Below are 25,792 nucleotides of genomic sequence, written 5' to 3'. Positions count from 1 at the left end.
TTTCGCCTCAGGGTTGGAAAAGCGGCGCCAGACAGATCACGGCCTCCCCGATGAGCGGAGAGAAAATATACAGAAACCATTTGTTCAATTGACAACAACCATCTGCACGCTCCACCGACATTCAAATTCGACATCAAACATCTAGACAAATCAACTCACACCCGGATTGTGAGCAGCAGATCTCACATCAAAACCTCCGAAACCCATCAATACCTCCAATCAAACTTGGAAAGCCTTTCCCCATGCAACCACTGTCAAAACCGAAGAAGTCAGAAAGGTTAATTTCAAAACATAGATCACGTCATCCCATTGGGGAGAATATTGCTTCCCATACAAAAATTCGTACCCATAGGTTGCGATGATCCATGAAATGAGAAATGCAACAAACGAAATAAATGAAACACACACGAAGCACAGAATCAATTTTCCAATCAAATTTCACTCCGCAACTTTATCTATTTTTTGATACCCCCCGACACAACAATATCTCGCCCAATTGTTTTTAATTATCAATTACTGTCCACACGTAATTTCAAATACGCGAAATTTTCCTCAATTTCTGCGCTTCCACCTGGTTTAGCGTTCGTTGCGAATCCGCTCACACTCATCCCCATCTCGACATCGCTTTTGCAGACGATATCGGACCTTTAAATATTGAAGCTGTATCACGACCCAGAAGAACAGAGCCAGAATCGAACCACGAATTACCACAAACCGCGTGTCCTCCACGCTCCATTGATACGCCCCTCCATAAATTGCGACTGCCAGCAGGATGGCCATAACTTTGATCATGGCAAAGCTCAGCAGTGAAAGCACATATGCCAACAAGAGCAAACACACAAGGCGCATCACTTTTCCCCACCTTCATTTGAGCTCTGAGCGCTCTTACCGCTGCAGTGGTAACTTCGAAGCTTAAAAATCCACCACCGATGCCAAAGCTGTTCGCGCTGTATTCCGAGTGATTATCGATGTCGGAGGACGTCAGCGTGCCCGCCCTAGTTTACGAAGCCCTCACAAGTCTGTTCCTTAGGACTAGTGCTCTTCCCGCTGCGTATCGTAGGTTTTTTTAGCTTTCTTGTATTCGTTATCAAAAGGACGAATACCTAACAAGCCGGCGCGACTACAAGTGCCGGCGATAGCCATCAAAGCAAACCCCAGAAGCAACAAAAAAAGACTTCCAAATGAATTGGAAACATACTCCAAGGCAACATAAAACATCACCATCCCAACCGCAATTAAAACGGTACAAACCCAACCGGAAAGATTTCCATTTTCAATAAATCTCAATTTCATTTTTTCACCGCCATATTTTCAACATCACCCCACACACGATTTATCTTGTCCTCCACGGGCTTAAAGAAACCTTGTGAATTTAAGTAATTCGATGTCTCATTAAATATAGGACTCGCCACTGGGAGTTTCCACGAAAGCCGATCGACAACTATCGAAGCAGTCCCGCTCACCAAATACTGCCCGACGTCTGGCCTTGCAAATTGCACCATCGCGTTTGCAGCAAGTTCCGTCCCAGTCGCCACGTAAGCAACTAAGGCAAATGGACGTGTGATCGGCGAGGGGAACGTCGCTATGGCCGTGGCAAGCGCAGCCGTTCGCCCCGCATTGGTGGCAATGCCATCTCCAACATAGGCAACGCCTCCGCGAAGGTCCATCTTTACAGGCGTTGGCTCATAGTCAAAACTGCTCGGCACCTGGCCCGGCAGCGCTGTTCCGTAATTCGCCATGATGTATGCCTGAAGCGCGTAATTTGGCTGCGGAAGTGATTGAACGACGAGCTCGGTTCCGTTTTCGTTCATGATCCCGGTGTTGGTCCACCTCGCCCCCGGGTCTCTTGGTCTGCGTCCGTTCAGCTCTTCAGCTAGGCCAACTGGCACATATCCCTCACCGTCCTTGGAAACGCCCATCAGCCGCAGCTGATCCTCGACTTCCGACTGCGTGTAACGGCCGTTACTTTTTTCCGCAAGGTGCTTGGCCAGAACTCGCTCATCGGCACCGTATTCCGTGTACAACTGCCGATTAAACCGATCCGTATTAAACCCAGTAAACGCCCCCGAGCTTCCACCCACCGCTGCGCCCACTGCCGTTCCAATACCTGTCGCGACAATCTGCGCCAGTGCTTCATCGACATCTGCGTTGCCCGTCGGGCGTGAGTTCTGGATTTCCGCGCTCAGCTTGTTCAGCGTATCGCCAAGCTTCGACGTCGCGCCTGCGCCGAGCGCACCACCCAAGGCATTGCCTCCGCCCAAGCCCGCTACGATTGCGCCACCGGCTGCATGCATCAGCGCCCGGTAGTCGCCGCCCTCCTTCCAGTTCTCCGCTTCTTGCTCGTATTGCGCTTTCAGTTCCGGATCGGTGGTCTTTTCCGCTAGCTTCCGTGCCTCATCCTCTTTCTTCGACGCATACGTCCCGATATCCCTCGCAACCGCTTCCCCCGCCGCCGTCGCGGCCGACATCAGGCGCGATTGGTCGTTCAGCAACTCCTGCAAATCCGGTGTGCGGCTGACAGTGCCGTTCAGATCCGTCGTGTCGCGCTTAAGGCTCGCCAGATCCTGCTTCTGGTTCGCTCCGTCCGTCAGCGTGATCGTGCCTTCGCTCACGCCGCTGTAAGTCGTCGCACGTTCATTGCCGCTCTCAGACTGCGGCAGCATCGGAGAAATGCCGCCCTTGTTCGTGCCCGACTTCGGGCCTGTCTTCTTTGTCTCCGTGCCGCCGTTCGCGATGGAAAATCCACCGCCGAAGCCAAAGCTGTTCGCGCTGTACTCCGAGTGATTCTCGATGTCGGAGAACGTCAGCGTGCCCGTCGTCAACTGGTTCTTCGACGCCTCCGCCGTACTCGCGATGTACGCCCCCTTCAGGTCGGTGTTGCCCGCCACATCGACGTCAAACCCGCCAGCCCCCGCCTGAATGCCCGACTGCTCCACCACACCCGCATAGTTTGCGCTGGCATTACCCCGCGAGTAACTGAAGCTCCCAGACGCACCGCCCTGACTCAGGTTCAAGCCGCCGCTCATGCTCTGTTGATGCGCTGAACTCTCACTCGCGTCCTGCACGCTCGCGATGTTCAGATCACCACCTACACGCGCAATCACCTTATCGGCGTTCACGTTCGCGCCGACGACGTTCGTGTCGCCACCACTCACAATCACCGCCGTATGACTCGCGTTGATGTGCGTGTTGTTCTGGAAGATTGAATCCGAGTTCGCATCGCCGTTTCCTCGCGACGCCGAGGCCGATACCCCCACACCGCCCGTACCGACCGACACACCCACGCTCCCGCTCTTCGATTCGTTCTCGCTACGCGTCGATTCCGTATCGGTGCTGTGACGCAGGTTCACCTGATTCGTCGCTTGCAGCAGTACGTCCTTCGCATCGATGGTCGAGCCAATGACGTTGACGTTGCCCTTGCCGCTCGCGGCGTCGCCCGTCGCAATGAACGCCGCCGTGCCGCCCGCTTTGATCTGACTCGCCACGTTCTGCGTGCTGTCGAGCGACGACGTCGACTTGCTGCTCGACGATCCCCAGCTAAGCTCCACCTTCGCTTCTGGCGTCTTGCCTGCATCAAGTGTGTCTAGCAACTTACCGGCCTCACCCACCGCACCATAGGCGCCGCTCGCAGCCGCATAACCCCGCAACGCCGACACGCGCGCGTCGCCACCGGAATCCACCGCTGCATTCACCTGACTAGTCACGTTCTGCACCGCATCGATGACCGGCGACTTCAGCGCCAGCGTGAAGCCCGAACTCTTGTACTCGTGCGCCTCGTCGTGATGCACGCGATTGACGACCGATTCGATGGAGACGTTTTGCCCGATACCGGTCACGTCACCCCCCGCCATCACATCGCTACCGCGCACCGACAGATCCCTGCCCGCCACCAGACTGACGTTGCCGTCCAGACTTCCGACAAGACTGCCCGTGTGCGTCACGCTGCTGTCGTTGGTTCGGTGTTGCTGCTCATTCTTGCCATAGGAAATCCCGACGCCGCCTGAAGACCCGAGGCCCGAGTGCTTCTTCTCGTGGAACGAACTGCTTTCGCTCACGTTCTCGGCCGTCTCAATTCGCAGATCCCGCCCGGCCTGCAACGCGACGTCTTGCGTGCCGACCATGGTGGAGCCGATCACGCTCAGGTCCCGGCCCGCCGTCGCGCCTACCGTATCCGCAGAAACGGTCGAGCCCACGGCAACGGTCTGATGCGAGCGCATTTCGGACGTTTCCTCCGACTTCGACAGGAACCCCGAACTGCTGTTGTGTTGCCAGCGATAGCTATCGTGCGTTTCCGACACCGCTCCGATCGTGACGTCGCCCGTCGCCGCCAGCGCCGCCGTGCCCGCGCCATGCGAAGCTACGGTCGAGCCCAGAATCGTCAGGTTGCCCGTGCCGGATGTCTGTGCGACCGGCGTCACCGCGTGAGCGCCGAGAAGCTCCCCGGCGACCGCCGTCTGCCCTGCGCCGACGATCACGTTGTTACCTGCAACGACTTGCGTGCCGCGCACGGACTCGTCGAGCGTGGAATCGACGAACTTCAACGTCCCGCCATGCGACCGCGCGTCGTGCGTGTAAACATCTTTCACGGCATTCACCGACACATCGTTGCCCGCGATCACCGTCACGTTCTCGCCCGCGCTGAGCGTGGCGGCATTTAGCGTGGTATCGCGTCCCGACACGGTCGTGAGATTGCCGCCTGACGAAATCGCACTCCCCACGTGCTGCGTGACGACATCACTGCCGCCATTCTTGCCGTCGCGAGTGCCGACGGTTTGCGACTGCCCCACCGCGAGCGTATTCAACTGGATGTCGCGCCCGGCGGCCACTGTCACCGAGCCATCGCTCGCGATCGCACCGGCATTGAGCGTCACGTCGCGATTCGCGACGAGCGTCGCACTGTTCGATGCCGAAATGAGCCCGACCGATCCGATCGATGTCGCCGAAGCGCGCGACGCGAACCCGTCGGCATCCGTCCCCGCCGTTTGTGTGAGCGTGGTCGATTCGTTGATGAGATCGCGCCCCGCGCGCACCACGACGTCCTGGCCGTCGATGCGACCGCCGGTGTTGCGAATGTCGCCCAGCGACGTCAGCGCCGTCGTGCCACGGCTGCCGAGAGAACCGAAGTTGACGATGGCGTCGCCCAGCACGGTCGTCGCGGTATCGCTCACGATGCGCCCGCTGTTCTGGACGTCACCCGTAGCGGCAAGCTTCACGCTTCCCCCACCCACCAACGCGCCGGTACTCGCCAGATCGACGGTGTTCGCCTGCGCCAGATAAACCTTCGGCACCAGAACCGACTGCACCGAGCCGTCCGGCAGCGTGATGTCCTGCGAGACAAGCCAGACGAGATCGGTCGTCAACTGCTGCATCTGCACGTCGGACAACCCAATCCCCACGCTCAGATCGAACTGCTTGCCATACGCCACGCCGTTACCCAGCAGCGCCGTGTACTGCGCGAGATAGTCCGCGTTGCCGCCAAGCAGCGTCCTGCCAGTGAGCGCCGTGATCTGATCGCGCACGAGTTGCGTTTCGTAGAAACCGTCGCCAAGACGTTTCTGCGTTTTCTGCGGGTCCAGCCCGAGCGCGTCGAGCATGTAATCGCTGGAGATGAATTTTCCGTACTGCGTGAAGCGCGGATCGGTTGCAACGAGATAGGTTTGCTCCGGCGCCGGACGCAATTGATACAAAGGACTGCCCGGCAACGTCAGCCCCGGAATGCCGCCCGGCAGCGTGATAAGTGCCGACCCGCTGCCGTTGCCGCCCGTCACGCCAGTGTCGCCGACGGTGTTGCCGTTCCGGTCGACGCTCGATACCGTGATCGTCTGGCCGCTGGTCTCCACGGTCTGATTGCCCACAGCAATCGCCGGGAGTGAGGCCACCGTGGTCGGCGGCAGTGGCATCACCGGATACGCGACGTCGAGCTGCTCGGAATCGCCGCCGGACTTCTGATGCCAGTAGAAGGTCGAGACCTGCGACTGCTCGACACGCTCCTGCAAGGCGATGCCCTCATCACGCACCGCGCCGCCTTGCGCACGACGAATCAGGTCGCCGCCCGCCGTCATCAATGACGACCGATTGCGGATCTCGCCACCATCGGCATTGATGCGAATCGTCCCCTGCGCCTGAAGCTTGCCCTCCGCCGACGCGCTCACCAGTTCGTCACGTGTACGTGTCGTCGTTACCACACGCTTCAGTTCGTTGTAGTCGCGCTGGTCGATGCCGAGATCGCCACGGGAGATGGCCTCGTCGGGGCGAATCATCGTGCTCGGATTCCAGTCCGGCCAGAACGTGATGCGATAGGTCGAACCAGTGTCGACGATGCCGTTGAAGTACTGCACGGCCTGCGTCGCCACCTCACGCGTCTTGATGCCATCGGCGCAGTTCCCGTGATCGTCGCATGGCCCCTGCCCTTGCGTCGTGGCATCCGAATAGGTTTCGATGATGGGACGCGTCAGGCTGAAGGTCTTCGCCGCCATGTCGAGATTGGTCACCTCCGATTTCGGCAGTTCGACCGTCACAGGAAGTGCCAGGCGTTCGAGCAACATCGACGAGATGGGCGCGTGCCCCGCGTTCCATTTCCACTCGGGGAACGTCTTGCTGTCATGCCACAGCGTTTCGTCACCGCCGATCAGACCGGCCGTCCACAAGCCGAAGGTCTTCGTCTCGCTCTGCGGCGTACCCGCTTGCGTCACGATGCTGGTGCGCTTGTTGTCCACCACGCGCGCAGCGATATCCAGATGGCCATCGGCGACAATGCTCGCCGAACTGTTCGTCAGTTGCGACGACTGATTGGCGAGCATCCCGGTAGCGTCACGCACGCCGTCCCGCGCGATTTCGATATCGCCCATGCTGTACAGCAGCGCGCCGTCGCGGTTCACTACAGCGTTGGACGCATACACGGCCAGCCGACGCGTCGCGCCCACGATGGCGGACGGCCCGGCATTGTCGACATCGGCGGCATCGACCTGAACATCGTTGCCCAGCACACCGTAGACATTGTTGAAGGTGTTCGCCTTCAGACGAACCGTATCGCCGCCGATATTGCCTTCGTTCGAAAGCCGATCGTCGGCGCTCAACTGCGTCGTTGCCGCATTGATCAGACCGCCCGCATTGTTGACGATCTGCACGGCGCGCACGTTGAGGGTGCCCGGCGCTTCAAGTGCGCCATCGTTGACGAAGCGTCCCGTAGACGTCACCGTCAGCGCTCCGTCAGCGCGCAACCGGTTCATCGACGCATTCACGTAATCGCCGCTCGCCGCAACCGTCAGGTCGCGACCGGCGGTCATCTGCCCGGCACCGGTCATCGCACCGCCAACACTGACGTCCCGATTCGAGCGCACGATACCGCGCGTGTTATCGAGCGACGCCAGTTGCATGGCCACGTCGCCACGGCTTTCCATGACGCCATCCGTATTCGTCACGCGTGCACCGCCCTGCGTCATCGTCAGCGAAGCGCCGCCGAAGACCTGACCGCCGGTGTTATCGAGCGCATCGCGAATGCCTAGCGCCAGATCGCCCCCGCCAACCACTTTGCCGCCCGCCACGTTGGCGACGGATGCCGCATCGATACTCAACCGACCGTTGCCGCCCAGCGTGCCACCCGTGTTGTCGATAGTCGTTGTGGCGACGACTTCGGTATCCCCATCCCCCGCGTTGGCTATCTGGCCCGACGCGTTGTCGATGGTCTGCGCGGATACCGTCAGCCGGTCGTGCGCACCGTTCGCGCTGACGCGCCCGCCCGAGTTGGTCAGTGCACCGCTGGCGCTCACGCGCACGTCGCCGGTCGATTGCATCGAACCGCTCGTATTGTCGATGTCACCGCCCGCCGACACAGTGAGACCCTTAGCCCCGAAGACGACACCCCCCTCGCGGTTGACGAGACCCCCCGCCGTCGACACCTGCACCGAATCGGCCGCGCTGAGTTCGCCGCCAGTGTTGTTAAGCCACGCCGCCGTTGTCCGAAGCACACCGAGCGTCCCCACCAGTCCGTTGCGGTTCGAAATGACGCCGGACGACGTCAACGCAAACTGCCCATCGCCGAGATGACTCACCGTCCCGCTATCGTTCGTCATCTGCCCCACGTCGAGTGCGAGCGATCCAGCGTTCGTCGCCATCGTCCCGCCGGTGTTATCGAGCGCACCACCCACCTTGATCGTCTGATCCGATGCACCGAACTGCTTGATTTCGCCTGAACGATTGGATGCGTCGCCCGACACCGTCAGCGACAACGCATCGGCGTGCAAACGGCCGTGATCGTTATCCAGTGCAGCGGCGGTGATCGTCGACGCCGCCGCAGAGATCGATCCCTGACGATTGACGAGTGCGCCGTCGAGCGTCACATCGAGGCGCTCAGCGACCAACGTTCCGCCCGTGTTATCGAGCGCTCGCGCGGCCATCGTCATGGCGCCGCTGGCGAGCGTTTGCCCGGTGTTGACGAGCTTGCCCTCGGTCGTGAGCGTCAGATCGCCCGCCTGTGCGGCGATCACACCGCGATTCGAAACGCCCACGCCGTTCTCGGTGCCTTGCAGGAAGATGCGCTGCGCATACATGCCCCCAAGTTGCCCCACGTCCAGCGCCACATCCGGCGCATCCGCATCGGCGGCCGTCTTTTGCACGGACAGCCGCTCGTGATCGACGCGATTCGTCCCCGTCACTACGTTGAGTTGTTTGGCGTGCAGCGCGGCGTTGACCTGCACCGCACGGGAGATGAGATCGACCTGATCGACGTTCTGTGCGTTCAGCCCGTCGCCCTGAATCACGAGCCGTCCGCCGTTGACCTGATATCCCGTGAGGCTACCGTCCGACCCCATGATGGGCGTGCCCGTGGTGAGCACACCGCGCGTCGTGTTGATAAAACCGCCGCCGTCGACCAGTATCCCGGCGCTGTTCGCCACCACCACCTGCGCCGCTTTGCCAGCGACTTCCAGATACCCGCGCAATTGACTCGGGGACTGACTGTTGACCTGATTCAGAATGACGCGCGCCGCCTGATCGCGAGCGAGGTTCGGGTTGCCGTTCACGTACCCGGCCTGCTGCGTGTTCACGAGGGTCGACGAGTTGTTCAGGATCACGCCCTGACGCGGCACGTCGAACTGTGAGTACACATTCTTGGACACACCGGCAGCCGTGGGCGCCGTGATGTTCACCTGCTGCAAACCATTCGCGGTCTGAACCACACCCGGCCCATTGGCCCCGGGCACGGCCACCACCTGTGCACGCGCTGCCACCGGCGCAATGACCTGAGCCAGCACCAGCGCGCGAACCATCGCGCGCTGCAAACCACCTTCCCCACGACTGCCCCGAACCCCATTGCGGCCTTGCCCGTTCACGTGTGCGTTCATCTGATCTTCTTGATTTTTAAGACGATTGCGAGCGGGTCCTAACCCCGTGCCTTACGTCTTGGATACCAACTTTCGCTGGCGGGAATTTTCTGAAGATCGGAGTATCTGTTTGGTCTGGGGACGTTCCTTCAGAAAGCAGAACAAATTGGGTTGCATCCCAAAAAATTCTCACAACCGGAACGAACGCGAGGGGCGTCGATTAGATTTCGACGCCTAACTTACGCGCTTCATCATGAAAATCGCTCCGCGTCGTTCCCCCACGACGATCCGTCGCCTGCTATGCGCAATGGCGCTGTCGTCCCCTCCCTTGCTGCCGTTCGCCACTGCGCAAACGCCGCCGCCCGCTGCGACGCCCGTCATTGACGCCGCAGCAGGCAACGCCCGCCAGCAGCAGCTTCTGGAACAACAGCGGCAGGCGCAGGAACGCGCGGCGGCCATCGACTCCCCAGGGGTACGTTCCGAACTGCCCGACGCGCAGGGATTTCCAGCGATCCCTGAGGAAATTCCCTGTTTTCGCGTCGAGCGACTGGTGCTGGAAGTGCCAAGCACACTTTCCGAAGCTGCGCGGGCGGCAGGAGCCTCGTCGCTTGAACTCGATCCGTTTGCTTTCGCACAGCGCTGGCTCGATCACTATCGCGGTCGCTGCATCGGCAGCCGGGGCGTGTCCGTCATCACCACGGGGTTGACGCAGGCCATTCTGGCGAAGGGCTACGTTACGACCCGCGTCCTTGTTCCGGAGCAGGACCTCTCGTCCGGCACGCTTACGCTCTCGCTCGTTCCCGGCCTGATTCGGGAGATTCGCTTCTCCGACCCGTCGCAATACGGCACCTGGCGCTCGGCATTTCCCACGGGGGCAGGCAAGTTGCTGGAACTGCGCGATCTCGAACAAGGGCTTGAGCAGATGAAGCGTCTGGCGAGTCAGGACGTGACGATGCAGATCGTGCCGACCGACGTGCCGGGCGAGAGCGATGTTCTGATCGAAGTCGACCGTGCAAAGCGCTGGACTGTCGTCACGTCCGTCGACAACGGCGGCTCACGCGCCACCGGGAAACTGATAGGCAACGTGACGCTCGGCATCGACAATCCGCTAGGACTGAACGACATCCTGAACGTGGGCGCCACGCGCGATCTGGCATTCGCCGACAAACGTTTCGGATCAAGTGGATGGAACGCCTTTTACTCGATACCGTGGGGCTATTGGACGGCGAGCTTCTCCGCCTACACGAACCGATACAACCAGCAGATTGCCGGGATTAACGAGACCTTCACGACGAGTGGGGAGTCGCAGAATCTGGACGTCAAACTCTCGCGCGTGCTTCATCGCAGTCAACAAAGCGTGTTCAGCGCGCACGTAAGACTGAGCAAACGCTTCGGGCGAAGCTTTATCGAAGACACCGAAATCGATCAGCAGTACCGCAACCATACGTTCATCGAATTCGGGCTCTCGAATCGACGCTACATCGGCGCAGGACAGTTCGACGGCAGCCTCACTTATCGGCGAGGCATTCCGGGATTCGGCGCAGCCGCAGACAATTCATTCCCCGGCGGCCCCACCTACCGCTTCGGCGTGACCGTCCTCGACGCAAGTTTCCTGGTGCCGCTCGGACAATTGCCACTTCGGTACGTGACGACGTTTCGCGGCCAGTTCACCCGCGACACGCTGCATTACATCGATAGTCTGTCTATCGGAAGCCGCTACACCGTGCGAGGTTTCGACGGAGAATCGTCGCTCGCCGCCGAGAAGGGGTTTTACTGGCGCAACGAATTGCAGTGGACGGTGAAGCGCGGCGGCGCGTTCGATGTTTCGCTGTTCGCGGGCGCAGATTACGGGCGCGTAAGTGGCCCGAATGCACAGTATCTCGCTGGAACGCAATTGGCAGGTGCGGTCGTCGGCGTGCGGACGAACACACGTCTGCCGTTCGGCTTCGTGGCCAGCGAACTCTTCGCCGGAAGGCCGATCGTTAAACCCTCGTCGTTTCAAACGGCTCGCACGACAGTCGGCTTCTCGCTCACGGCACAGTACTAGCGCCGCGTGTGCACGGCTCAGTTCGCCGTATCGAACAGCGCGTACGAGGTCACCGCAGCCGTCCGTGTCAGCTGCGCGATCAGCTTCGACACGGCCAGCGAGGGTTCGAAGCTGCGAAACACGGCCGAGATTTCCGAGTGGATCGGCGGCCCTGCCAGCGGCTTGAAGACGACCCCGGGAATCGCCGTCGCACCCACAAGGACATCCGGCACGATAGCCACGCCCTCACCCAGCGCCACCGCCGTCAGAACAGCAATCAGCGAGCCCGGCGCAGAACCGATTACCGGCGTGAAGCCCCCGCGACGCGCCACCTCGAACGTTCCCAGCGTCTGCTCCGGATTGATGAAGCGCTCGCCGTCGAGCGACTCGGCATCGATTGCGCCCGACTGCTTCGCCAACGGATTTACCGCTGGCAACGCCACACAGAAACTGTCACGAAATAACACGTGCGCGCGATGCCGGTTGTGAAGATTGATCGGCATCCGCACCAGTGCGATATCGATGCGATTGTCCACGAGCATAGCGGGCGACTCGTGTTGCGACACCTCGCGTGCGGTGACGATCACGCCCGGCCACGCCTGACGAAACGCCGCCAGTTGCGATTGCAGAACGCCCGAGTACACCGCCGAGCCGACGTAGCTGATTTCGACCCGCCCCGTCTCGCCACGTCCGGCCCGCTGCCCCGCCAGCACGGCGCGTTCGGCTTGCGCAAGCACCTGCTTCGCTTCGAGCAGGAACATCTCCCCGGCGGGTGTCAGACGCACATCGCGACGACTGCGCGCGAATAGCTGCACACCCAGCATGCGTTCGACGTCCTGAATCTGCACCGTGAGCGTGGGGGCCGCGATATCCAGCGCTTGCGCGGCACGTCCGAAGTGCAGCGTCTGCGCCAACGTCACAAAGTAGCGAAAGTGCCGAAGTTCCACGAAGTCCTCTCGGTTTGTTATGCGTGCCCAGCCATGCTACCGCGCGGCAAAGCGGGCGTCATTGTCGATTTCATTAGGTTTTACCTAATAACTTCGCCGACGCCCGGCAATGACTCGTCAGCCCCCTGCGTGGTCGAATACTCCCACTCGAATCGCTGTCATCCGACGTGAAATTTCGACGGAATTTCCGGCAGCGGCCCTTCACTCAGTACGGGAGTTTTTGACGATGAATAACCGCGTTTTCGATGCCCTGCGCCGTTCCCCTCGACGCGTCGCCCAGCTCTGCACCATGACGGTCGCCCTATGCGCTGGCGCGACGCCGCTGCTGTCGCATGCCGCCGAGTTGCCCACGCGCCCCATCCTCACGCTGGACGCAGCGCAAAACGTCATTCGCGCCGCACAGACGAAAGCCGCCTCGGAAGGCTGGCCGTGCGTGATCTCGGTCGTCGACGCCGCCGGTCTGCCCATCGCGCTGGTCCGTATGGACAACGCTGCCGTCCCCGCTGGCGTGGACCTCGCGCCGGGCAAGGCGCGTACTGCTGCGCTGTTCCGTCGCCCAAGCGGCGTGCTGGAAGACGCGGTGAACGGCGGACGTCGTGCTGTCGGCACTGCGCAGGGCTACGTCCTCATGCGCGGTGGCCTGCCGCTCATCGTGAACGGCACGGTGGTCGGTGCCATCGGCGTGTCGGCCGATACCCCGCAACATGACGAGGAAATCGCCAAGGCCGGGCTCGACGGCCTGATCCAAGCGGACATCCAACATGGCAACGCAAAACCCCAATAACGCATCGAACACGAGCGCCGCCTCGTCATCGACGGGTAGCCTCGCGCTACTGCTCACCGCATCCACGGGCTGCGCGATGACGGTGCTCGACACCAACGTCGTCGGTGTAGTGCTGCCGACCATTTCGGCGCAATTGCATGCGAGCTTCGCCCAAGTGCAGTGGGTGATCGGGGCTTACGTGCTGTGCTTCGCGGCGCTGTTGCTGCCTGCCGGGTCCATCGCCGACCGATTCGGGCGTCGTCGCGTATTCCTCTGCGGCATCACCGGCTTCGCAGCGGCATCGCTCGCGTGCGGTCTGTCGCCCACGGCACAGTGGCTCTACATCGCGCGGGCGGCGCAGGGTGTCGGCGCCGCGTTTTTGCTGGCTCCCGCGCTCGCCATCATCGGCCACGGCTTCCACGAAAAAGAAGCGCGCGCCCGAGCTTGGGGACTGTGGGGCATGGTGATGGGCCTGACGATGGTGCTCTCACCGCTCATCGGCGGCGTGATCGGCGACACGCTCGGCTGGCGCTGGGCGTTCCACGTCAATGTGCCTATCTGCGCTGCGCTTGCACTCGCCGTGGTACGTATCGTTCCCGAGTCGAAAGCGCAGGGCCAGCACGGTGTCGACATCCCCGGCATCGCGCTGTTCGCGAGCGCCATGTTCTGCGTGACGTGGGCATTGATCGCAGCGCCTGCCGCCGGATGGACCAGCCCAGGCATTCTGACGCGCTTCGCCGCCGGTGCCGTCCTCTTCGCGATCTTCGCGGGCGTGGAGCGTTCGCGGGCGCAGCCGATGCTCGATCTGTCGCTGTTCCGCTCATGGCCGTTCGCAGGCGCGACGCTCGCCATGTTCTCCTACGCCGCCTGTGCGCAGGTAATGGCCTCGCTGCTGCCGCAGTTCCTCCAGAACGCGCGGGGGGAATCGGTCCTCGGTGCAGGCATCGCCATGCTGCCGTTCGCGATTGCGATGCTGTTGCTTCCGCAGATCGGAAAGCGGTTATCGGCGCATCTGCCGTCGCACCGGATTCTCGTGCTGGGACTCGCCCTGACGGGACTGGGCAACGCCGCCATGGCGTTCGTGTCGACGCAGGGACTCGCCCATTCGGCGCTGTCGCTGACCGTTGCAATGTTCGTGCTCGGCAGCGGCGGCGGGTTGCTCAATGGCGAGACACAGAAGGCCATCATGGGGACGATTGCCCGGGATCGTGCGGGGATGGCGTCGGGCATCAGCACGACGTTCCGCTTCTCCGGCATTTTGCTCGGCTATACGGCGCTCGGTGCAGTGCTGAGTGCCGGGGTGCATCGCAGCGTCGCAGCCCACGTCCCTGCGGTGGTCGGCAGCGCGCAAAGCGATCTGGCCACACGGCTCGACTTCGCGGATGCGATCTCCGCCGGAGACTTCTCGCAGGCGTTGCATCTCTATCCCGACTCGCTCGGCCATGCGCTGCTGGACGCAGGTCGCAGCGCGTACGCCAGCGGCTTTAGCGGCGCGTTCCTCGCCGCCGGGGTATTCGCCGTGCTGTGCGCGTTGGCGGTGCATCTGAGCATGGGCCGTGCGGAGGTCGAGGAAGCCAGCGTTGCACCGGCGTCCCGCGCGTCGTAAGTCCCGGCGTACTACGCCGTCGCGACACCCAGCGTCTCGCCGACCGTCGCCGCGAGAAAGTCGGCCAGCGCACGACGCGATGCCGACGCCGGGCCACCGCCATCCATCAACGCAATCTCCGAAGGTGGCGGTGGCGGCAAGGTGTCACAGACGGCGTGATCGGGTAACAGCACCGTCTCCGGCAGGACCGACACGCCAAGCCCTGACGACACCGCCGCCTGAATACCCGTCAGGCTGTGGCTACCGAACGCCATGCGCCACGGACGTTGCGCTGCGTCGAGGCTGCGAATCGCGCGCTGACGGTAAATGCACCCCTGCGGGAACAGCGCCAGCGGCACGGGTGCGTGGGCCAGGCAGTCGGCCGCTCGCGCCGCCGAGCGCGCCGCCATCGCCCACACCAGCGTCTCGGGCCACGCCATCAGACAATCGCCCTGCCCCGGTTCGCGTTTGACGAGCGCCAGTTCCAAATCGCCCGCACTCAACCGTTCCCGCAAGTCGGCACTCATGCCCGCCACGATCTCCAGACGGATATCGCCGTGCGCCTGCACGAAGCGCGAGAGCATATCCGCCATGCGGCGTGCGTCGATGTCCTCGGGCAGTCCCACGCGTACCGTCGAGACACGGCTGTCGTTTTCCATCGCGTCGACGGCTTCCATCGACAGCGCGAGCAACTTGCGTGCGTACTGCGCGAGAAGTTCGCCATGAAGCGTGGGCGTGACGTTCACCCCGGAGCGGTCACGCATGAGCAATTGCCGCCCAAGCTCGTCTTCCAGACGCCGGATCTGCTGACTCACCGTCGACTGCGTGCGATGCACCCGCTCCGCCGCACGCGTGAAGCTGCCTTCGTCGACGACCGCAACGAGTGTCTTAAGTAAGCCGAGATCCAGCATGGCGGCACCATATTTACGAATTCGATAAGTATTGAATTTTAATTTAATTTCAGAATATGAAGTGAAACGACTACGCTGACGTCATCCCGTTATCGACATGGAGTCTCGTCATGCCCCAACCGTCCACTTCGCTGCAACACAGCCCGCGTCCGCAATGGCTCACCTTCGATTGCTACGGCACGCTCATTCAATGGGACGAAGGGCTGCGCGACGCGGTCACACGCATTCTGCAAAGCAAGCCCGGTCACAACATCGGCACGTCCGATCTGATCGCCACGTTCGACCATCACGAGCACGCGCTGGAGCAAACGCCACCGCACCGTGCGTTTCGTGAGGTCGCAGGCGAGGGACTTCGTCTTGCGTTGCAGGATCTTGGCTTGCAAGCGTCGCCGCAGGACATCGGCGTGCTGACGGACAACATCTCGGCCATGCCGCCGTTCCCGGAAGTCGTGCCGACGCTGGCCGCACTTAAGGCGCGCGGCTACCGGCTGTGCATCGTCTCCAACACGGACGACGACATCATCGCGGGCAATGTCGCGCAACTCGGCGGCCATATCGATCGCGTGATCACCGCGCAGCAAGCCGGGGCGTACAAGCCGAATCGCCGTCTGTTCGATTACGCGCACCAACAACTCGGCGTGACGAAGGACGACGTCGTCCACATCTGCGCCAGCCCGCATCTGGACCACGCGGCAGCGCGCGATATCGGCTTCCGGTGCGTATGGGTGGATCGCGGCACCGGACGTCGGCCGCTGCCCGATTACACGCCGGACGTGACCATTGCCACGCTCGACACCGTGGTACCGTTGCTTGACGGATTCGGCTGGTAAGCGCTCGACGTCACCAGACGCTGCCTAATGCTACCGATCACGAGGAGACCGACATGGCGCACACCCTCTCGCTGAACGCCGACGACGCGTCGCTGTGCGTCGATGACGTGGATCTCGACACGCCCGACGTACGCACCGCGCGCGAAGAGCTCGCGGCCTGCTTCCGGCTAGCCGCGATGCATGGCTTCGAGGAAGGCATCTGCAATCACTTCTCGGCGATGTTGCCCGGCAGCGACCGATGGTTTCTCGTGAACCCGTTCGGGCTGGCCTTCGAGGAGATCACGGCGTCGAGCCTGCTCGTCTGCGATCTCGACGGTCATGTCGTGGCGGGCGACGGGGTGCCCGAAGCCACCGCGTTCTACATCCACGCGCGCCTGCACAAGGCGAACCCGCGCGTGCGGGCGGCCTTCCACACGCACATGCCCTGGGCGACGGCGCTGGCGATGAGCGAAGGCGAGCCACTCGTCTGGGCGGGACAAACGGCGCTCAAGTTCTACGGACGAACGGTGCTCGACACCAACTACAACGGTCTCGCGCTCGGCAACGAGGAAGGTGACCGCATCGCCGCGGCGATGGGCGACGCCGACATCGTCTTCATGAAGCATCACGGCGTGATGGTCGCGGGACCGAACATCGCCGAAGCGTGGGACGACCTCTACTATCTGGAGCGCGCCTGCGAAGTGCAGTGCAAGGCGATGAGCACGGGGCGGGAGCTTCGTCCGGTCCCCGAGGCCATCGCACGACGCACCGCCGCCGAGATGCGCGCGGGTGACCCGCAAAGTGCGCGCGCGCATCTGGACAGCGCCATGCGACGTCTGCGTGCCGCCGGGGTGCCGTTCGACCGGTAAGGCGTCATTGCGCCAACCGCCCTGCGCTCAGAGGCCAACGATTTCCTGACGGAACGTCTCACACACCTCGCGCACCGCCTGCGGGTCGTGCGGCACAGGCAGCGCCGCCATGGCACGGAAGAACGCATCGTGACGCGCCGGGGTGGACACCAGCAACATGCGCGCCAACATGTCTTGCTCGTTGACGAAGCCGTGCACGTCGCCCTTTGCCACATTCACGGTATCGCCCGCAACGACGTCGCGCGTCGTGGCGCCTACGGTGAAACGCAACCGCCCATGTGTCATCACAAACGTCTTCTCTTCGTCGAGCGAACGATGCATCGGCGCGCCGCCTTGCGGGTTCACGGTCATGTCCATGAGCGTGAGATCCCGCTCATCGTGATCGTGCACCCCGGCAATGAGCCGCACATCCATGTTGGCAAACGACACGACATCGGCGGACGGGTTGAATTCAGACTTCATGGAACGTGACACTCCTTCGTGTGATTGAGATCGGGGGGAATGTCGTCATTCTGGCTGCCGATCACCTGAGAGAAAAGACGTCTAAAATTGGCAAGACTTGCCAATGGAATGGACAATGGATCTCAATGGAACGCTGGCGTTCGTCACCGTCGTCGAGTGCGGTTCGTTCTCGGCCGCAGCGCGCACGCTGGAAATTCCGCGCTCGACGCTCAGTGCGCGCGTCGCATCGCTCGAAGCGCATCTGGGCGTGATATTGCTTCGACGCACCACGCGACGTATCGCGCTCACGGACGACGGCCGCGACTACTTCGAGCGTGCGGCACGCGCGATCAGGACGCTTCGCGAGGCCGAACAATTCGGTGAAGCCGATGCCTCCGGGCGCCGCCCCCTGAGCGGTTCGATACGCCTCGGTGTGCCGTTCGACTTTCCGTTCGACGCACTCAGTCAGGCCATCGCGACATTCCGCGAAGCGCATCCGCGCGTTCGCTTCGACGTGCTGGTGGACGACAGCGTGAGCGATTTCGTCGACGACAATCTGGACATGGCGATTCGCGGCGGCCAGCCCGGCGGCGATCACATCGTTGCGCGTCGCATCGCCACGTTCGGCTTCGCGCGCTTTGCAAGTCCGGTGTTCGAGAGGGCGATGCGAAAGCGCGGCTCAAGCCGTGGGCGCAGCGATTCGCATGACATCCCGCGACTGGTTTTCAAGCCGCGTTCCGCGTCGGCATCGACGCCCCGATCCCCGGCACTCGTCCCGCCGCAGCAGGACCATGCGGTCGCCACCAACAGCTTCGCGCTGCTAAAACAACTGGCCTTGCACGGTGCGGGGATGGCAGTGCTGCCCGCGCATACTTGCGACGCCGAAGTCGCGAGCGGCCAACTGCTCAGCATGCCGGTCGATGGCGGCGACGCACAGGCCGGGCTCTATCTTGTCTACCCGTCGCGGCGAGCGCTGACGGCGAAAGTCAAAGCGTTCTCCGATCATCTTGTCGCCCATTTGGAAACCGGTGGAACAGCGCGCAAGCGATCGGTGCGAGAATCGACGACTTCCCGCTAATTTGTCGAAAGCACCGAAGGTCAAACATGAACTCGCTCCCTCTCCCGGTTCTCGATCACGTCGTGGTCAACGTCAAAGGCGATCTCGAAGTGTCCGTCGAGACGTACCGTCGTCTGGGATTCGCACTGACCGAGCGCGGCCATCACTCGCTCGGCTCCAGCAACCACCTCGCGATCTTCGGCGAGAACTATCTTGAGCTACTTGGCTACGAGGCGGGCAAATCCACGGTCCGCCCGGACGTGATGCAAGCGCCACTCGGCCTCACCGGCCTTTGCTTCAAAACACAGGATGTCCACGGCGTTTTCGCCGCATTGCAAGCGCGCGACATCGGCGTGGAAACGCCTGCCGAGTTCTTCCGCCCCGTTCATCTGCCGGATGGCACGACGCAAGACGCACGCTTTCGCACCGTCCGCGTGGCAAGCGATCTCGTGCGTAACGGTCGTGTGTTCTTCTGCCATCACCTGACGCCCGAACATGTGTGGCGCGACGAATGGCGCGAACATCCGAACGGTGTGACCGACATCGTCGGCTATGTGATCAGTTCGCCGAATCCGGCGCAGACGGCCGCACTCTACGACCGTGCCTTCGGTCCTGGCGTGCTTTCCGAGATCGATGGAAACGGTTACGCGTTCACCGCCGGTCGCGCTCGGGTGCAGATCGTCAGCCCGCTCGACGCCGCACGTCGTTTCGGTGACGTCGAGACGACGAACGACGGCAGTGAACGCGGCGTAGCGCTGGTGCTTCGCACGCGCGCGCTCTCGCAAACGGAAGCGACACTGCGCCAGCACGGCGTGCCGTGGAAGACGCTCGACGACGGCTCGATCCTTGTCGCGGCGAAAGACGCCTTCCACGTCGCGCTTCAATTCATCGAAGGCCCGATGGTGTGAGCGTTCGCTGATCGCGTCGTGCGCCGGGTATTGGTCACCCCGCCGACGCCGGATCAATATCCTCGTGTCGCGTCATAGACAAACGGCAACGGTGCGCCGCGCAGCATACGTCCCCCGGGCGAGATCTCGCCAGATGAGAAGCGCCGATGCCTCGGATCACTTCCATTGCAGAAAAATATTTTGTGGTTTTTCAGGGCATCGTCCCGTCTGTCGAAACGCCCGACGCGCGGCGCAAACGTCCGCCCGGTGGGCGTCATCATCATGCTGCGACGCAACAATTCACCCGATTGTTTCTATATTCACAATAATCAATCCGGCGTCCGGGCATTGTCTGTTCCCGCTGTCACCCGCTATAGTTGGCCCGCCCCCGCGACGCGATAAGCTTATTCCTTCGTATATGAAGTGTTATCGAGGCGAACGAGCGGATCTGCGTCATGTTGTAAACGTAGTTATCAATGCGATGCCCCCATCGTCAGTAGAAATGAGAGACACAGCTACATCCAACGCCGGAATCGACAACAAGCCGCCCACCCCCGAAGAAGTCCGCAAACGCGTGTTCGCAATTGTCGCGGCGTCCTCCGGGAATCTGGTCGAGTGGTTCGACTTTTACATCTATGCCTTCTGCGCGATCTACTTCGCGCCTGCGTTCTTCCCCAGTTCGGACCCGACCGCCCAGTTGCTCAACACGGCTGGCGTGTTCGCGGCCGGCTTCCTGATGCGCCCCATCGGCGGCTGGATCTTCGGCCGTATTGCCGACCGTAATGGCCGGAAGAACTCCATGGTCATCTCCGTGATGATGATGTGCCTCGGCTCGCTGCTGATCGCTGCGCTGCCGACGTACGCCAGCATCGGCAACTGGGCGCCCGCGCTGCTGCTGTTCGCGCGTTTGCTGCAAGGTCTGTCGGTCGGTGGCGAATACGGCACGACGGCAACGTACATGAGTGAAGTGGCGCTCAAGGGCCGTCGCGGCTTCTTCTCGTCGTTCCAGTACGTGACGCTCATCGGCGGGCAGTTGCTCGCAGTGCTCGTGGTCGTGATTCTTCAGCAGTTGCTCAGCGAAGCCGAACTCAAAGCGTGGGGCTGGCGTATTCCGTTCGTGGTCGGCGCGATCACGGCAGTGGTGGCACTGATGCTGCGTCGTACGCTGCACGAGACGTCGACGAGCGCGAGCCGTAACAACCGCGATGCAGGGTCGATCGCCGGTCTGTTCCGCCATCACAAGGCTGCGTTCTTCACGGTGCTGGGTTACACGGCTGGCGGTTCGCTGATCTTCTACACGTTCACCACTTACATGCAAAAGTATCTGGTGAACACGGCGGGCATGCCGATCAAGACGGCGAGCTACATCATGACCGTCTGCCTGTTCGTCTACATGTGCATGCAGCCGATCTTCGGCATGCTCTCGGACAAGATTGGCCGCCGCAACAACATGCTGCTGTTCGGTGCACTCGGTGCGATTGCCACGGTGCCGATCCTGACGGCGCTCAAGACGGTGCAAAGCCCGATCGCTGCGGGCGTGCTGATCTGTCTGGCGCTCGCCATTGTGAGCTTCTATACGTCGATCAGCGGCATCGTGAAGGCCGAGATGTTCCCGATCGAAGTGCGCGCGCTGGGTGTGGGTCTGGCCTACGCGGTCGCCAACGCCATCTTCGGCGGCTCGGCAGAGTATGTCGCGCTGGGTCTGAAGAAGGCTGGCATGGAGCCCACGTTCTACTGGTACGTCACCGGCATGATGGTGCTGGCATTCGTTGTGAGCTTGCGCCTGCCGCGTCAGGCGAAGTATCTGCATCACGAGCATTGATCGCGTGCTGATACAGCGGTAATAGCGGTACTACGAAGGAGGCGCAATATTGCGCCTCCTTTGCTTTCAGGCCAGCGCTTTGCGGAAGACGCGCAACGTCTCGAACTCCCCTACCTCCGGCGAAAGCCATACATCCCTCATCCCGCTTAAAATCGCTTGACCCTCACGTTGCGTGAGGCTTCAGCCTTGTCACACGCCAGAAGATCACGGGAGTTTCCATGCGGCTCAAAGTCGGTGAATTAGCCAAACGTAGCGGCCTGACGGTGCGCGCGCTTCACCACTACGACACGCTCGGCCTGCTCTCGCCTTCGGCGCGCTCCGATGCCGGTTATCGACTCTATGACCTGAGCGACATCGCCCGTCTGCATGAGATTCAGGCGCTGCGTCGCTTCGGCATGTCGCTCGCCGACATCGGCCAATGGCTGGCAAACCGGGATGCATCGAACGGCAGCAACGACAGGCAAAGCGCTTACGACGGGCTTGATGCGCTCATCGCGCGGCAGATCGACATGCTCACGCATCAGATCGACGATGCGAGCCGCCTGCGCGAACGCCTCCTCCGACTGCAAACGCAGTTGGGATCGGGCGAAGCCCCGGAACTTGCCGAATGGTTGTCGACGCTGGAGCTGATGAACATGTACGACAAATACTTCTCGCAAGACGAACTCGCCCGCTTCCCGCTGTACCAGAACAAGCAGGCGCACGAATCGGACTGGCCAGCGATTGTGGCCGAGGTGAGGGATCTGATAGCCCGTGGGGAGCCATCGACGGGTGAGACGGCGCAGGCGGTCGCTCGTCGCTGGATGGCGATGATCAAGCGCGATACGGGCGGAGATGCACGTCTGCTCGCCAAGCTCAATCTGATGCACCTCAGCGAGCCGTCGATGCAATCGCAAACGGGGATTACCGACGATGTGATGCAGTACATCAAGGAAGCTTTCGGGCAGACCAAGCTACGCATCTACCGAAAGTATCTCGATGACGCGGAATACCGCTTCCTCGCGGCCAATTACCTCAACCACACCAACGAATGGCCGGTCCTCATCGGGGCGTTGCGCGACCAAATGGAAGCTGGCTCGCCGCCCGAAGCGCCGCAAGTGCAGGCGCTCATCCGTCAATGGCTGACGTACTTCCGCGCCTATGCCGGTGACAATCCCGCCACGCATATGAAGATCCGCGAAGCGCATCGTCTCGAACCCGAACTGATGGAAGGATCCTTCATCGACACGCCCCTGCTGGAGTTTGTGAAGCAGGGTGTCGCGGTGGCGATGGGTGCGAGGTAAACCTTGCGCTCAGGCGTCTTCGCCAGCAGCAAGGCGCGCGCTCTGCCAGATGGCGTCGAGCACATGATGCGGTTGATGCCGACGCCGGTAGAGCGCGATGTCGAAGCCGATCTGCCAGTCCTTCCCGCCGACGATGGCGAGCGTGCCCCGTGCGACGTCGTCGGCCACCAGACGCTGCGGCAGCCAGGCGATGCCCGCACCGCGCCGCGCCATGGCGAGAATCGCTTCGTATGAATCGGCCTGATAAACCGGCTTGAGCGTCGGACGGTTCGGCATCTCCGCGAGATGTCGAGCCAGCACGGCACGCAGCGTCAGCGTGCGCGTGAATGCCAGCCAAGGAATGGGCGACGGCCCGGCCGCGAGCCGATACTTCGCCCGTCCCTTCGCATCGAGCGCACTGACCGGCACCAGCACCTCACGCGCCACGCTCAGCCAGTCGAAACGGTCCTGATCGATAAGCAGCCGCGTGTGTGCACTGGAATAGACGATCAGCAGATCGACCTCGCCCGCAGCCAGCCGCAGGATGGCCTCCTCTGCCCCGCCAGTGGACAGTGTCGCGGTGAAGAAGCCGATGCGCGAGACGGTTTCGTCGTACCAGTCCGGGAAGAACGTCGCGGCCAGCGTGCGGCCAGTGGCGATCTTCAGGTTGTTTTCAAGCGTGGGGGCGGCGTCCTGCAACTGCGTGCGGGCGCTGTGAAGAATGTCGAGCGCATTGGTGGCTGCGTCGAGAAATACGGTACCGGCGGCCGTGAGTTCGAGCGGTTTGCTCCGCTCGACCAGACGCGTGCCCACCCATTCTTCGAGCGCGCGAATGCGTCGACCGAATGCCGGATGCGTGACGAATCGGTTCTCCGCCGCTCGCGTGAAGCTGCGCGTGCGTGCCAGTTCGACGAAGTCTTCAAGCCATCGCAGTTGCATGCCGCCTCCTCACTCTGCGTTCACTCCCTTGCCACTCCCGTGCTTGCGCCAGATGAATCGCGTCCGGCCGGTGCGCGCCCGCGCGGGCGAATCGATCAAGCCTTCGACAGCGACTTGAGCGCGTGTTTGATGCCATCCGACACGCTCGTGCCGTCGGGCACGGTCTTGACCGCCGCAAGCGCTTCCTTGTCGGAATAGCCCAGCGCGAGCAGCGCATTGACGACATCGCTCTTGTGATCGTGCGGTGCGGCGACCCCGGCGATGGTGCCGAGTTGCGCGCCGAGCTTGCCCTTGAGTTCGAGCAGCAGACGCTCGGCGGTCTTCTTGCCGATGCCCGGGATCTTGGTCAGACGTCCGGACTCCTGCAACGTGACGGCCTGCGCGATGTCGGCCACGCTCATGCCCGAGAGGATCGCCAGCGCGGTGCGCGCACCGACGCCCGAAATCTTGAGCAATTCACGGAACGTGTTGCGCTCGTCCGGCGAACCGAAACCGAAGAGCAGTTGCGCGTCTTCGCGCACGATGAACTGCGTGAGCAACGTCACGCGCTCACCGACGTTCGGCAGGTTGAAGAAAGTGCTCATCGGCACCGAGATTTCATAACCCACACCCTGGCAATCGACCAGGATGTGCGGCGGATTCTTTTCCAGCAGCGTGCCGGAGATGCGGCCAATCATTGACGCCCCGAGAGAGTGACTTCGACAGGCGGCAAGTTTAGCAAACCGCTCGGGCCGCTTTGGGGTTTGGGGTGCAGGTTTTCTACCGGGGCGCGGCGGGTATGGGGAAGTTCGGATAAGTGCCCGTTCGGGGTCGGCGCTAAGCCTTTGATCGCAATGAGGTTTCGATTCAGCGGCTTCTTCCCGAGTATCAGCGGGGTACGGGAATCCTTGTAAGACTTTTGGTCCTGTTAGCAAACGTCGGCACTCGCAATGATGATTCCCCAAGCTCAACCGTTGCCTTTCAATCATGTGCAGGCAAAGTCCGCATGGCACACCTTTCCCTTCCCAAGGAGGCGCGATATGGCAAAACGCCTGGTCCTGTTCAACCATACCGGTAGCATTAGCAATACGCCATCCATTTACAACTTGGGACGCACACTGGCGGAGAACTATCGCGTGTTGATGGTAGACGCCGACCCGCAGTGCAGCCTAACGCGACTGACGCTGGGCGAGGGTTTCGATCGTTACTATCTGAACGAGCACACACGCCTGCACAACTTGAAAGACGGCGTGCAAAACGTGTTTCACTGGCACCCTGACCCCATCAGGGCAATTGCCTGTCCAAAAGTTGCGCACGCCCAAGATTTTCGTTTGCTGCCGGGCCACCCAAACTTATCGGAATACGACTTCCTTCTGGGATATGCGCACGATGCACGAGACACCTTCACGACACTCGGATGCATACCCGGCGCATTTAACGAACTGATGTCACTGGTCGAAACCAAATACGACATCGATTTCACGTTAATCAACCTGGCGCCGGGACTCAGTCCCACGAACCAAAATCTCTTTCTCCACAGCGACGTCTTCGCCATACCAGCATGCCACGACCCGTTCTTCGCCATGGCGTTGCGAACAATGACAGCTGTGCTGCCTCGATGGAGTCGCTGGAAGTCCGGCTCGATGGAAAGGTTGAGCGACTCGTCGTACCCATTACGCCCTGGCATACCGAAGTTTGGAGGAACGTTAGTTCCGCAATGCGGCGATTCGCAGGCAACTCATGTTGCATACGCAGCAGAAATTAATGCAGCGCTCGCGAAAGAACTCATCCCACTGCTAGCAACAGCTGGAATGACCTTCTCAAACGACATCTACGCGGCCGTGTTGAATCGGCAGGATTTCCGCTTGGGGGAATTGCCGCAGTCGCAAGATGCGCGGCTCACGTGTCCCTTGACGGATGTTGCTAACAAACTTGTTACGTTGATGGAAAATGCTTAAGTCGCTGTCCGCCTTTGAATCCAATATGAACGACGTGGATGCGCTTACCGACATCTACGATAGGTTGATTGAGAACGCTCGCGCTACATCGAGCTACGACGACTTGCTGAGGTCGAAAATTGTCAGTTCGGTGAGCGCTTTCGATAAGCTGCTACACGATCTCATTCGGATTGGGATGGTAGAAATCTACCGAGGAAGCCGGCCGACAACGCCGAAA

17 protein-coding genes are annotated in these 25,792 nt (G+C 61.5%); 10 read left to right on the top strand and 7 right to left on the bottom strand.

The genetic code is table 11. The features are described 5' to 3' along the window. Positions 1-1,032: 1,032 nt before the first annotated feature. Both PCO31010_RS17865 and PCO31010_RS17860 read right to left on the bottom strand, forming a co-directional pair. Complete coding sequence (locus tag PCO31010_RS17865) at positions 1,033-1,293, bottom strand: hypothetical protein (protein WP_150665440.1); 261 nt, start codon at positions 1,291-1,293, stop codon at positions 1,033-1,035. Beyond that, positions 1,290-9,341: a hemagglutinin repeat-containing protein gene (locus PCO31010_RS17860; protein ID WP_150665439.1), complete on the bottom strand. Its 8,052-nt coding sequence runs from the start codon at positions 9,339-9,341 to the stop codon at positions 1,290-1,292. Before PCO31010_RS17860 ends, PCO31010_RS17865 begins: the two co-directional genes overlap by 4 nt. A 232-nt stretch (positions 9,342-9,573) precedes the next feature. Here PCO31010_RS17860 and PCO31010_RS17855 point away from each other — a divergent pair, with 232 nt between their 5' ends. Then, complete coding sequence (locus PCO31010_RS17855) at positions 9,574-11,367, top strand: ShlB/FhaC/HecB family hemolysin secretion/activation protein (protein WP_150665438.1); 1,794 nt, start codon at positions 9,574-9,576, stop codon at positions 11,365-11,367. Positions 11,368-11,384: 17 nt separating this feature from the next. On the opposite strand, the gene PCO31010_RS17850 is transcribed toward PCO31010_RS17855, so the two are convergent. Beyond that, on the bottom strand, positions 11,385-12,293 hold the full coding sequence (locus PCO31010_RS17850; protein ID WP_150665437.1) for a LysR family transcriptional regulator: 909 nt from the start codon (positions 12,291-12,293) through the stop codon (positions 11,385-11,387). 226 nt (positions 12,294-12,519) lie between these two features. Here PCO31010_RS17850 and PCO31010_RS17845 point away from each other — a divergent pair, with 226 nt between their 5' ends. Both PCO31010_RS17845 and PCO31010_RS17840 read left to right on the top strand, forming a co-directional pair. Then, a complete protein-coding gene (locus PCO31010_RS17845; RefSeq protein WP_246184662.1) occupies positions 12,520-13,077 on the top strand; it encodes a GlcG/HbpS family heme-binding protein in 558 nt (185 codons plus the stop codon). Further along, positions 13,055-14,662: an MFS transporter gene (locus PCO31010_RS17840; RefSeq protein ID WP_150665436.1), complete on the top strand. Its 1,608-nt coding sequence runs from the start codon at positions 13,055-13,057 to the stop codon at positions 14,660-14,662. The genes PCO31010_RS17845 and PCO31010_RS17840 overlap by 23 nt, the downstream gene beginning before the upstream one ends. A gap of 11 nt (positions 14,663-14,673) precedes the next feature. Here PCO31010_RS17840 and PCO31010_RS17835 read toward each other — a convergent pair whose 3' ends face one another. Then, positions 14,674-15,552 (bottom strand): LysR family transcriptional regulator, encoded by an 879-nt coding sequence (locus tag PCO31010_RS17835; RefSeq protein ID WP_150665435.1) that lies wholly within the window; start codon positions 15,550-15,552, stop codon positions 14,674-14,676. Between the two features lie 110 nt (positions 15,553-15,662). Here PCO31010_RS17835 and PCO31010_RS17830 point away from each other — a divergent pair, with 110 nt between their 5' ends. Both PCO31010_RS17830 and PCO31010_RS17825 read left to right on the top strand, forming a co-directional pair. Further along, positions 15,663-16,382, top strand: coding sequence for a haloacid dehalogenase type II (locus PCO31010_RS17830; RefSeq protein ID WP_150665434.1), 720 nt, complete (start codon positions 15,663-15,665; stop codon positions 16,380-16,382). A gap of 53 nt (positions 16,383-16,435) precedes the next feature. Then, complete coding sequence (locus PCO31010_RS17825) at positions 16,436-17,230, top strand: aldolase (RefSeq protein WP_150665433.1); 795 nt, start codon at positions 16,436-16,438, stop codon at positions 17,228-17,230. Between the two features lie 27 nt (positions 17,231-17,257). Here PCO31010_RS17825 and PCO31010_RS17820 read toward each other — a convergent pair whose 3' ends face one another. Then, positions 17,258-17,692 carry a cupin domain-containing protein gene (locus tag PCO31010_RS17820; RefSeq protein ID WP_150665432.1) on the bottom strand — a complete coding sequence of 145 codons (435 nt, stop codon included), beginning with the start codon at positions 17,690-17,692 and terminating at the stop codon, positions 17,258-17,260. A 115-nt stretch (positions 17,693-17,807) separates the two neighbouring features. On the opposite strand from PCO31010_RS17820, the gene PCO31010_RS17815 reads away from it, so the two are divergent. The 4 genes from PCO31010_RS17815 to PCO31010_RS17800 all read left to right on the top strand — a co-directional run bounded on the left by PCO31010_RS17815 (position 17,808) and on the right by PCO31010_RS17800 (position 22,720). Continuing rightward, positions 17,808-18,749: a LysR family transcriptional regulator gene (locus tag PCO31010_RS17815; protein ID WP_174984897.1), complete on the top strand. Its 942-nt coding sequence runs from the start codon at positions 17,808-17,810 to the stop codon at positions 18,747-18,749. 26 nt (positions 18,750-18,775) lie between these two features. Then, positions 18,776-19,636: a VOC family protein gene (locus PCO31010_RS17810; protein WP_150665430.1), complete on the top strand. Its 861-nt coding sequence runs from the start codon at positions 18,776-18,778 to the stop codon at positions 19,634-19,636. 481 nt (positions 19,637-20,117) lie between these two features. Further along, the gene (locus PCO31010_RS17805) at positions 20,118-21,437 is read left to right on the top strand and encodes an MFS family transporter (protein ID WP_150665429.1); all 1,320 of its coding nucleotides are present in this window, start codon (positions 20,118-20,120) and stop codon (positions 21,435-21,437) included. A 218-nt stretch (positions 21,438-21,655) separates the two neighbouring features. Beyond that, on the top strand, positions 21,656-22,720 hold the full coding sequence (locus tag PCO31010_RS17800) for a MerR family transcriptional regulator (RefSeq protein WP_150665428.1): 1,065 nt from the start codon (positions 21,656-21,658) through the stop codon (positions 22,718-22,720). A 9-nt stretch (positions 22,721-22,729) separates the two neighbouring features. Here the strand turns inward: PCO31010_RS17800 and PCO31010_RS17795 are convergent, their stop codons facing one another. Beyond that, entirely contained in the window at positions 22,730-23,638 is a 909-nt protein-coding gene (locus PCO31010_RS17795) for a LysR family transcriptional regulator (protein WP_150575489.1), read from the bottom strand. A 95-nt stretch (positions 23,639-23,733) separates the two neighbouring features. Beyond that, complete coding sequence (ruvA, locus tag PCO31010_RS17790) at positions 23,734-24,315, bottom strand: Holliday junction branch migration protein RuvA (RefSeq protein WP_150665427.1); 582 nt, start codon at positions 24,313-24,315, stop codon at positions 23,734-23,736. A 342-nt stretch (positions 24,316-24,657) separates the two neighbouring features. On the opposite strand from ruvA, the gene PCO31010_RS17785 reads away from it, so the two are divergent. Further along, positions 24,658-25,575: a ParA family protein gene (locus PCO31010_RS17785; RefSeq protein WP_174984893.1), complete on the top strand. Its 918-nt coding sequence runs from the start codon at positions 24,658-24,660 to the stop codon at positions 25,573-25,575. The last annotated feature ends 217 nt before the right edge of the window (positions 25,576-25,792 follow it).

It is taken from the genome of Pandoraea commovens (assembly GCF_902459615.1).
Taxonomy (GTDB): domain Bacteria; phylum Pseudomonadota; class Gammaproteobacteria; order Burkholderiales; family Burkholderiaceae; genus Pandoraea; species Pandoraea commovens.
Note: the sequence above shows the minus strand (reverse complement) of the source record. Positions and strands in the feature narration are given on the sequence as shown.

What these genes read in the sequence shown, in the direction of transcription:
- PCO31010_RS17855 (WP_150665438.1), top strand. Translation starts at nt 9,574, where the DNA reads ATGAAAATCGCTCCGCGTCGTTCCCCCACGACGATCCGTCGCCTGCTA.
- ruvA (WP_150665427.1), bottom strand. Translation starts at nt 24,315, where the DNA reads ATGATTGGCCGCATCTCCGGCACGCTGCTGGAAAAGAATCCGCCGCAC.
- PCO31010_RS17835 (WP_150665435.1), bottom strand. Translation starts at nt 15,552, where the DNA reads ATGCTGGATCTCGGCTTACTTAAGACACTCGTTGCGGTCGTCGACGAA.
- PCO31010_RS17805 (WP_150665429.1), top strand. Translation starts at nt 20,118, where the DNA reads ATGAGAGACACAGCTACATCCAACGCCGGAATCGACAACAAGCCGCCC.
- PCO31010_RS17785 (WP_174984893.1), top strand. Translation starts at nt 24,658, where the DNA reads ATGGCAAAACGCCTGGTCCTGTTCAACCATACCGGTAGCATTAGCAAT.
- PCO31010_RS17820 (WP_150665432.1), bottom strand. Translation starts at nt 17,692, where the DNA reads ATGAAGTCTGAATTCAACCCGTCCGCCGATGTCGTGTCGTTTGCCAAC.
- PCO31010_RS17815 (WP_174984897.1), top strand. Translation starts at nt 17,808, where the DNA reads ATGGATCTCAATGGAACGCTGGCGTTCGTCACCGTCGTCGAGTGCGGT.
- PCO31010_RS17845 (WP_246184662.1), top strand. Translation starts at nt 12,520, where the DNA reads ATGAATAACCGCGTTTTCGATGCCCTGCGCCGTTCCCCTCGACGCGTC.
- PCO31010_RS17860 (WP_150665439.1), bottom strand. Translation starts at nt 9,341, where the DNA reads ATGAACGCACACGTGAACGGGCAAGGCCGCAATGGGGTTCGGGGCAGT.
- PCO31010_RS17840 (WP_150665436.1), top strand. Translation starts at nt 13,055, where the DNA reads ATGGCAACGCAAAACCCCAATAACGCATCGAACACGAGCGCCGCCTCG.
- PCO31010_RS17830 (WP_150665434.1), top strand. Translation starts at nt 15,663, where the DNA reads ATGCCCCAACCGTCCACTTCGCTGCAACACAGCCCGCGTCCGCAATGG.
- PCO31010_RS17810 (WP_150665430.1), top strand. Translation starts at nt 18,776, where the DNA reads ATGAACTCGCTCCCTCTCCCGGTTCTCGATCACGTCGTGGTCAACGTC.
- PCO31010_RS17825 (WP_150665433.1), top strand. Translation starts at nt 16,436, where the DNA reads ATGGCGCACACCCTCTCGCTGAACGCCGACGACGCGTCGCTGTGCGTC.
- PCO31010_RS17865 (WP_150665440.1), bottom strand. Translation starts at nt 1,293, where the DNA reads ATGAAATTGAGATTTATTGAAAATGGAAATCTTTCCGGTTGGGTTTGT.
- PCO31010_RS17800 (WP_150665428.1), top strand. Translation starts at nt 21,656, where the DNA reads ATGCGGCTCAAAGTCGGTGAATTAGCCAAACGTAGCGGCCTGACGGTG.
- PCO31010_RS17795 (WP_150575489.1), bottom strand. Translation starts at nt 23,638, where the DNA reads ATGCAACTGCGATGGCTTGAAGACTTCGTCGAACTGGCACGCACGCGC.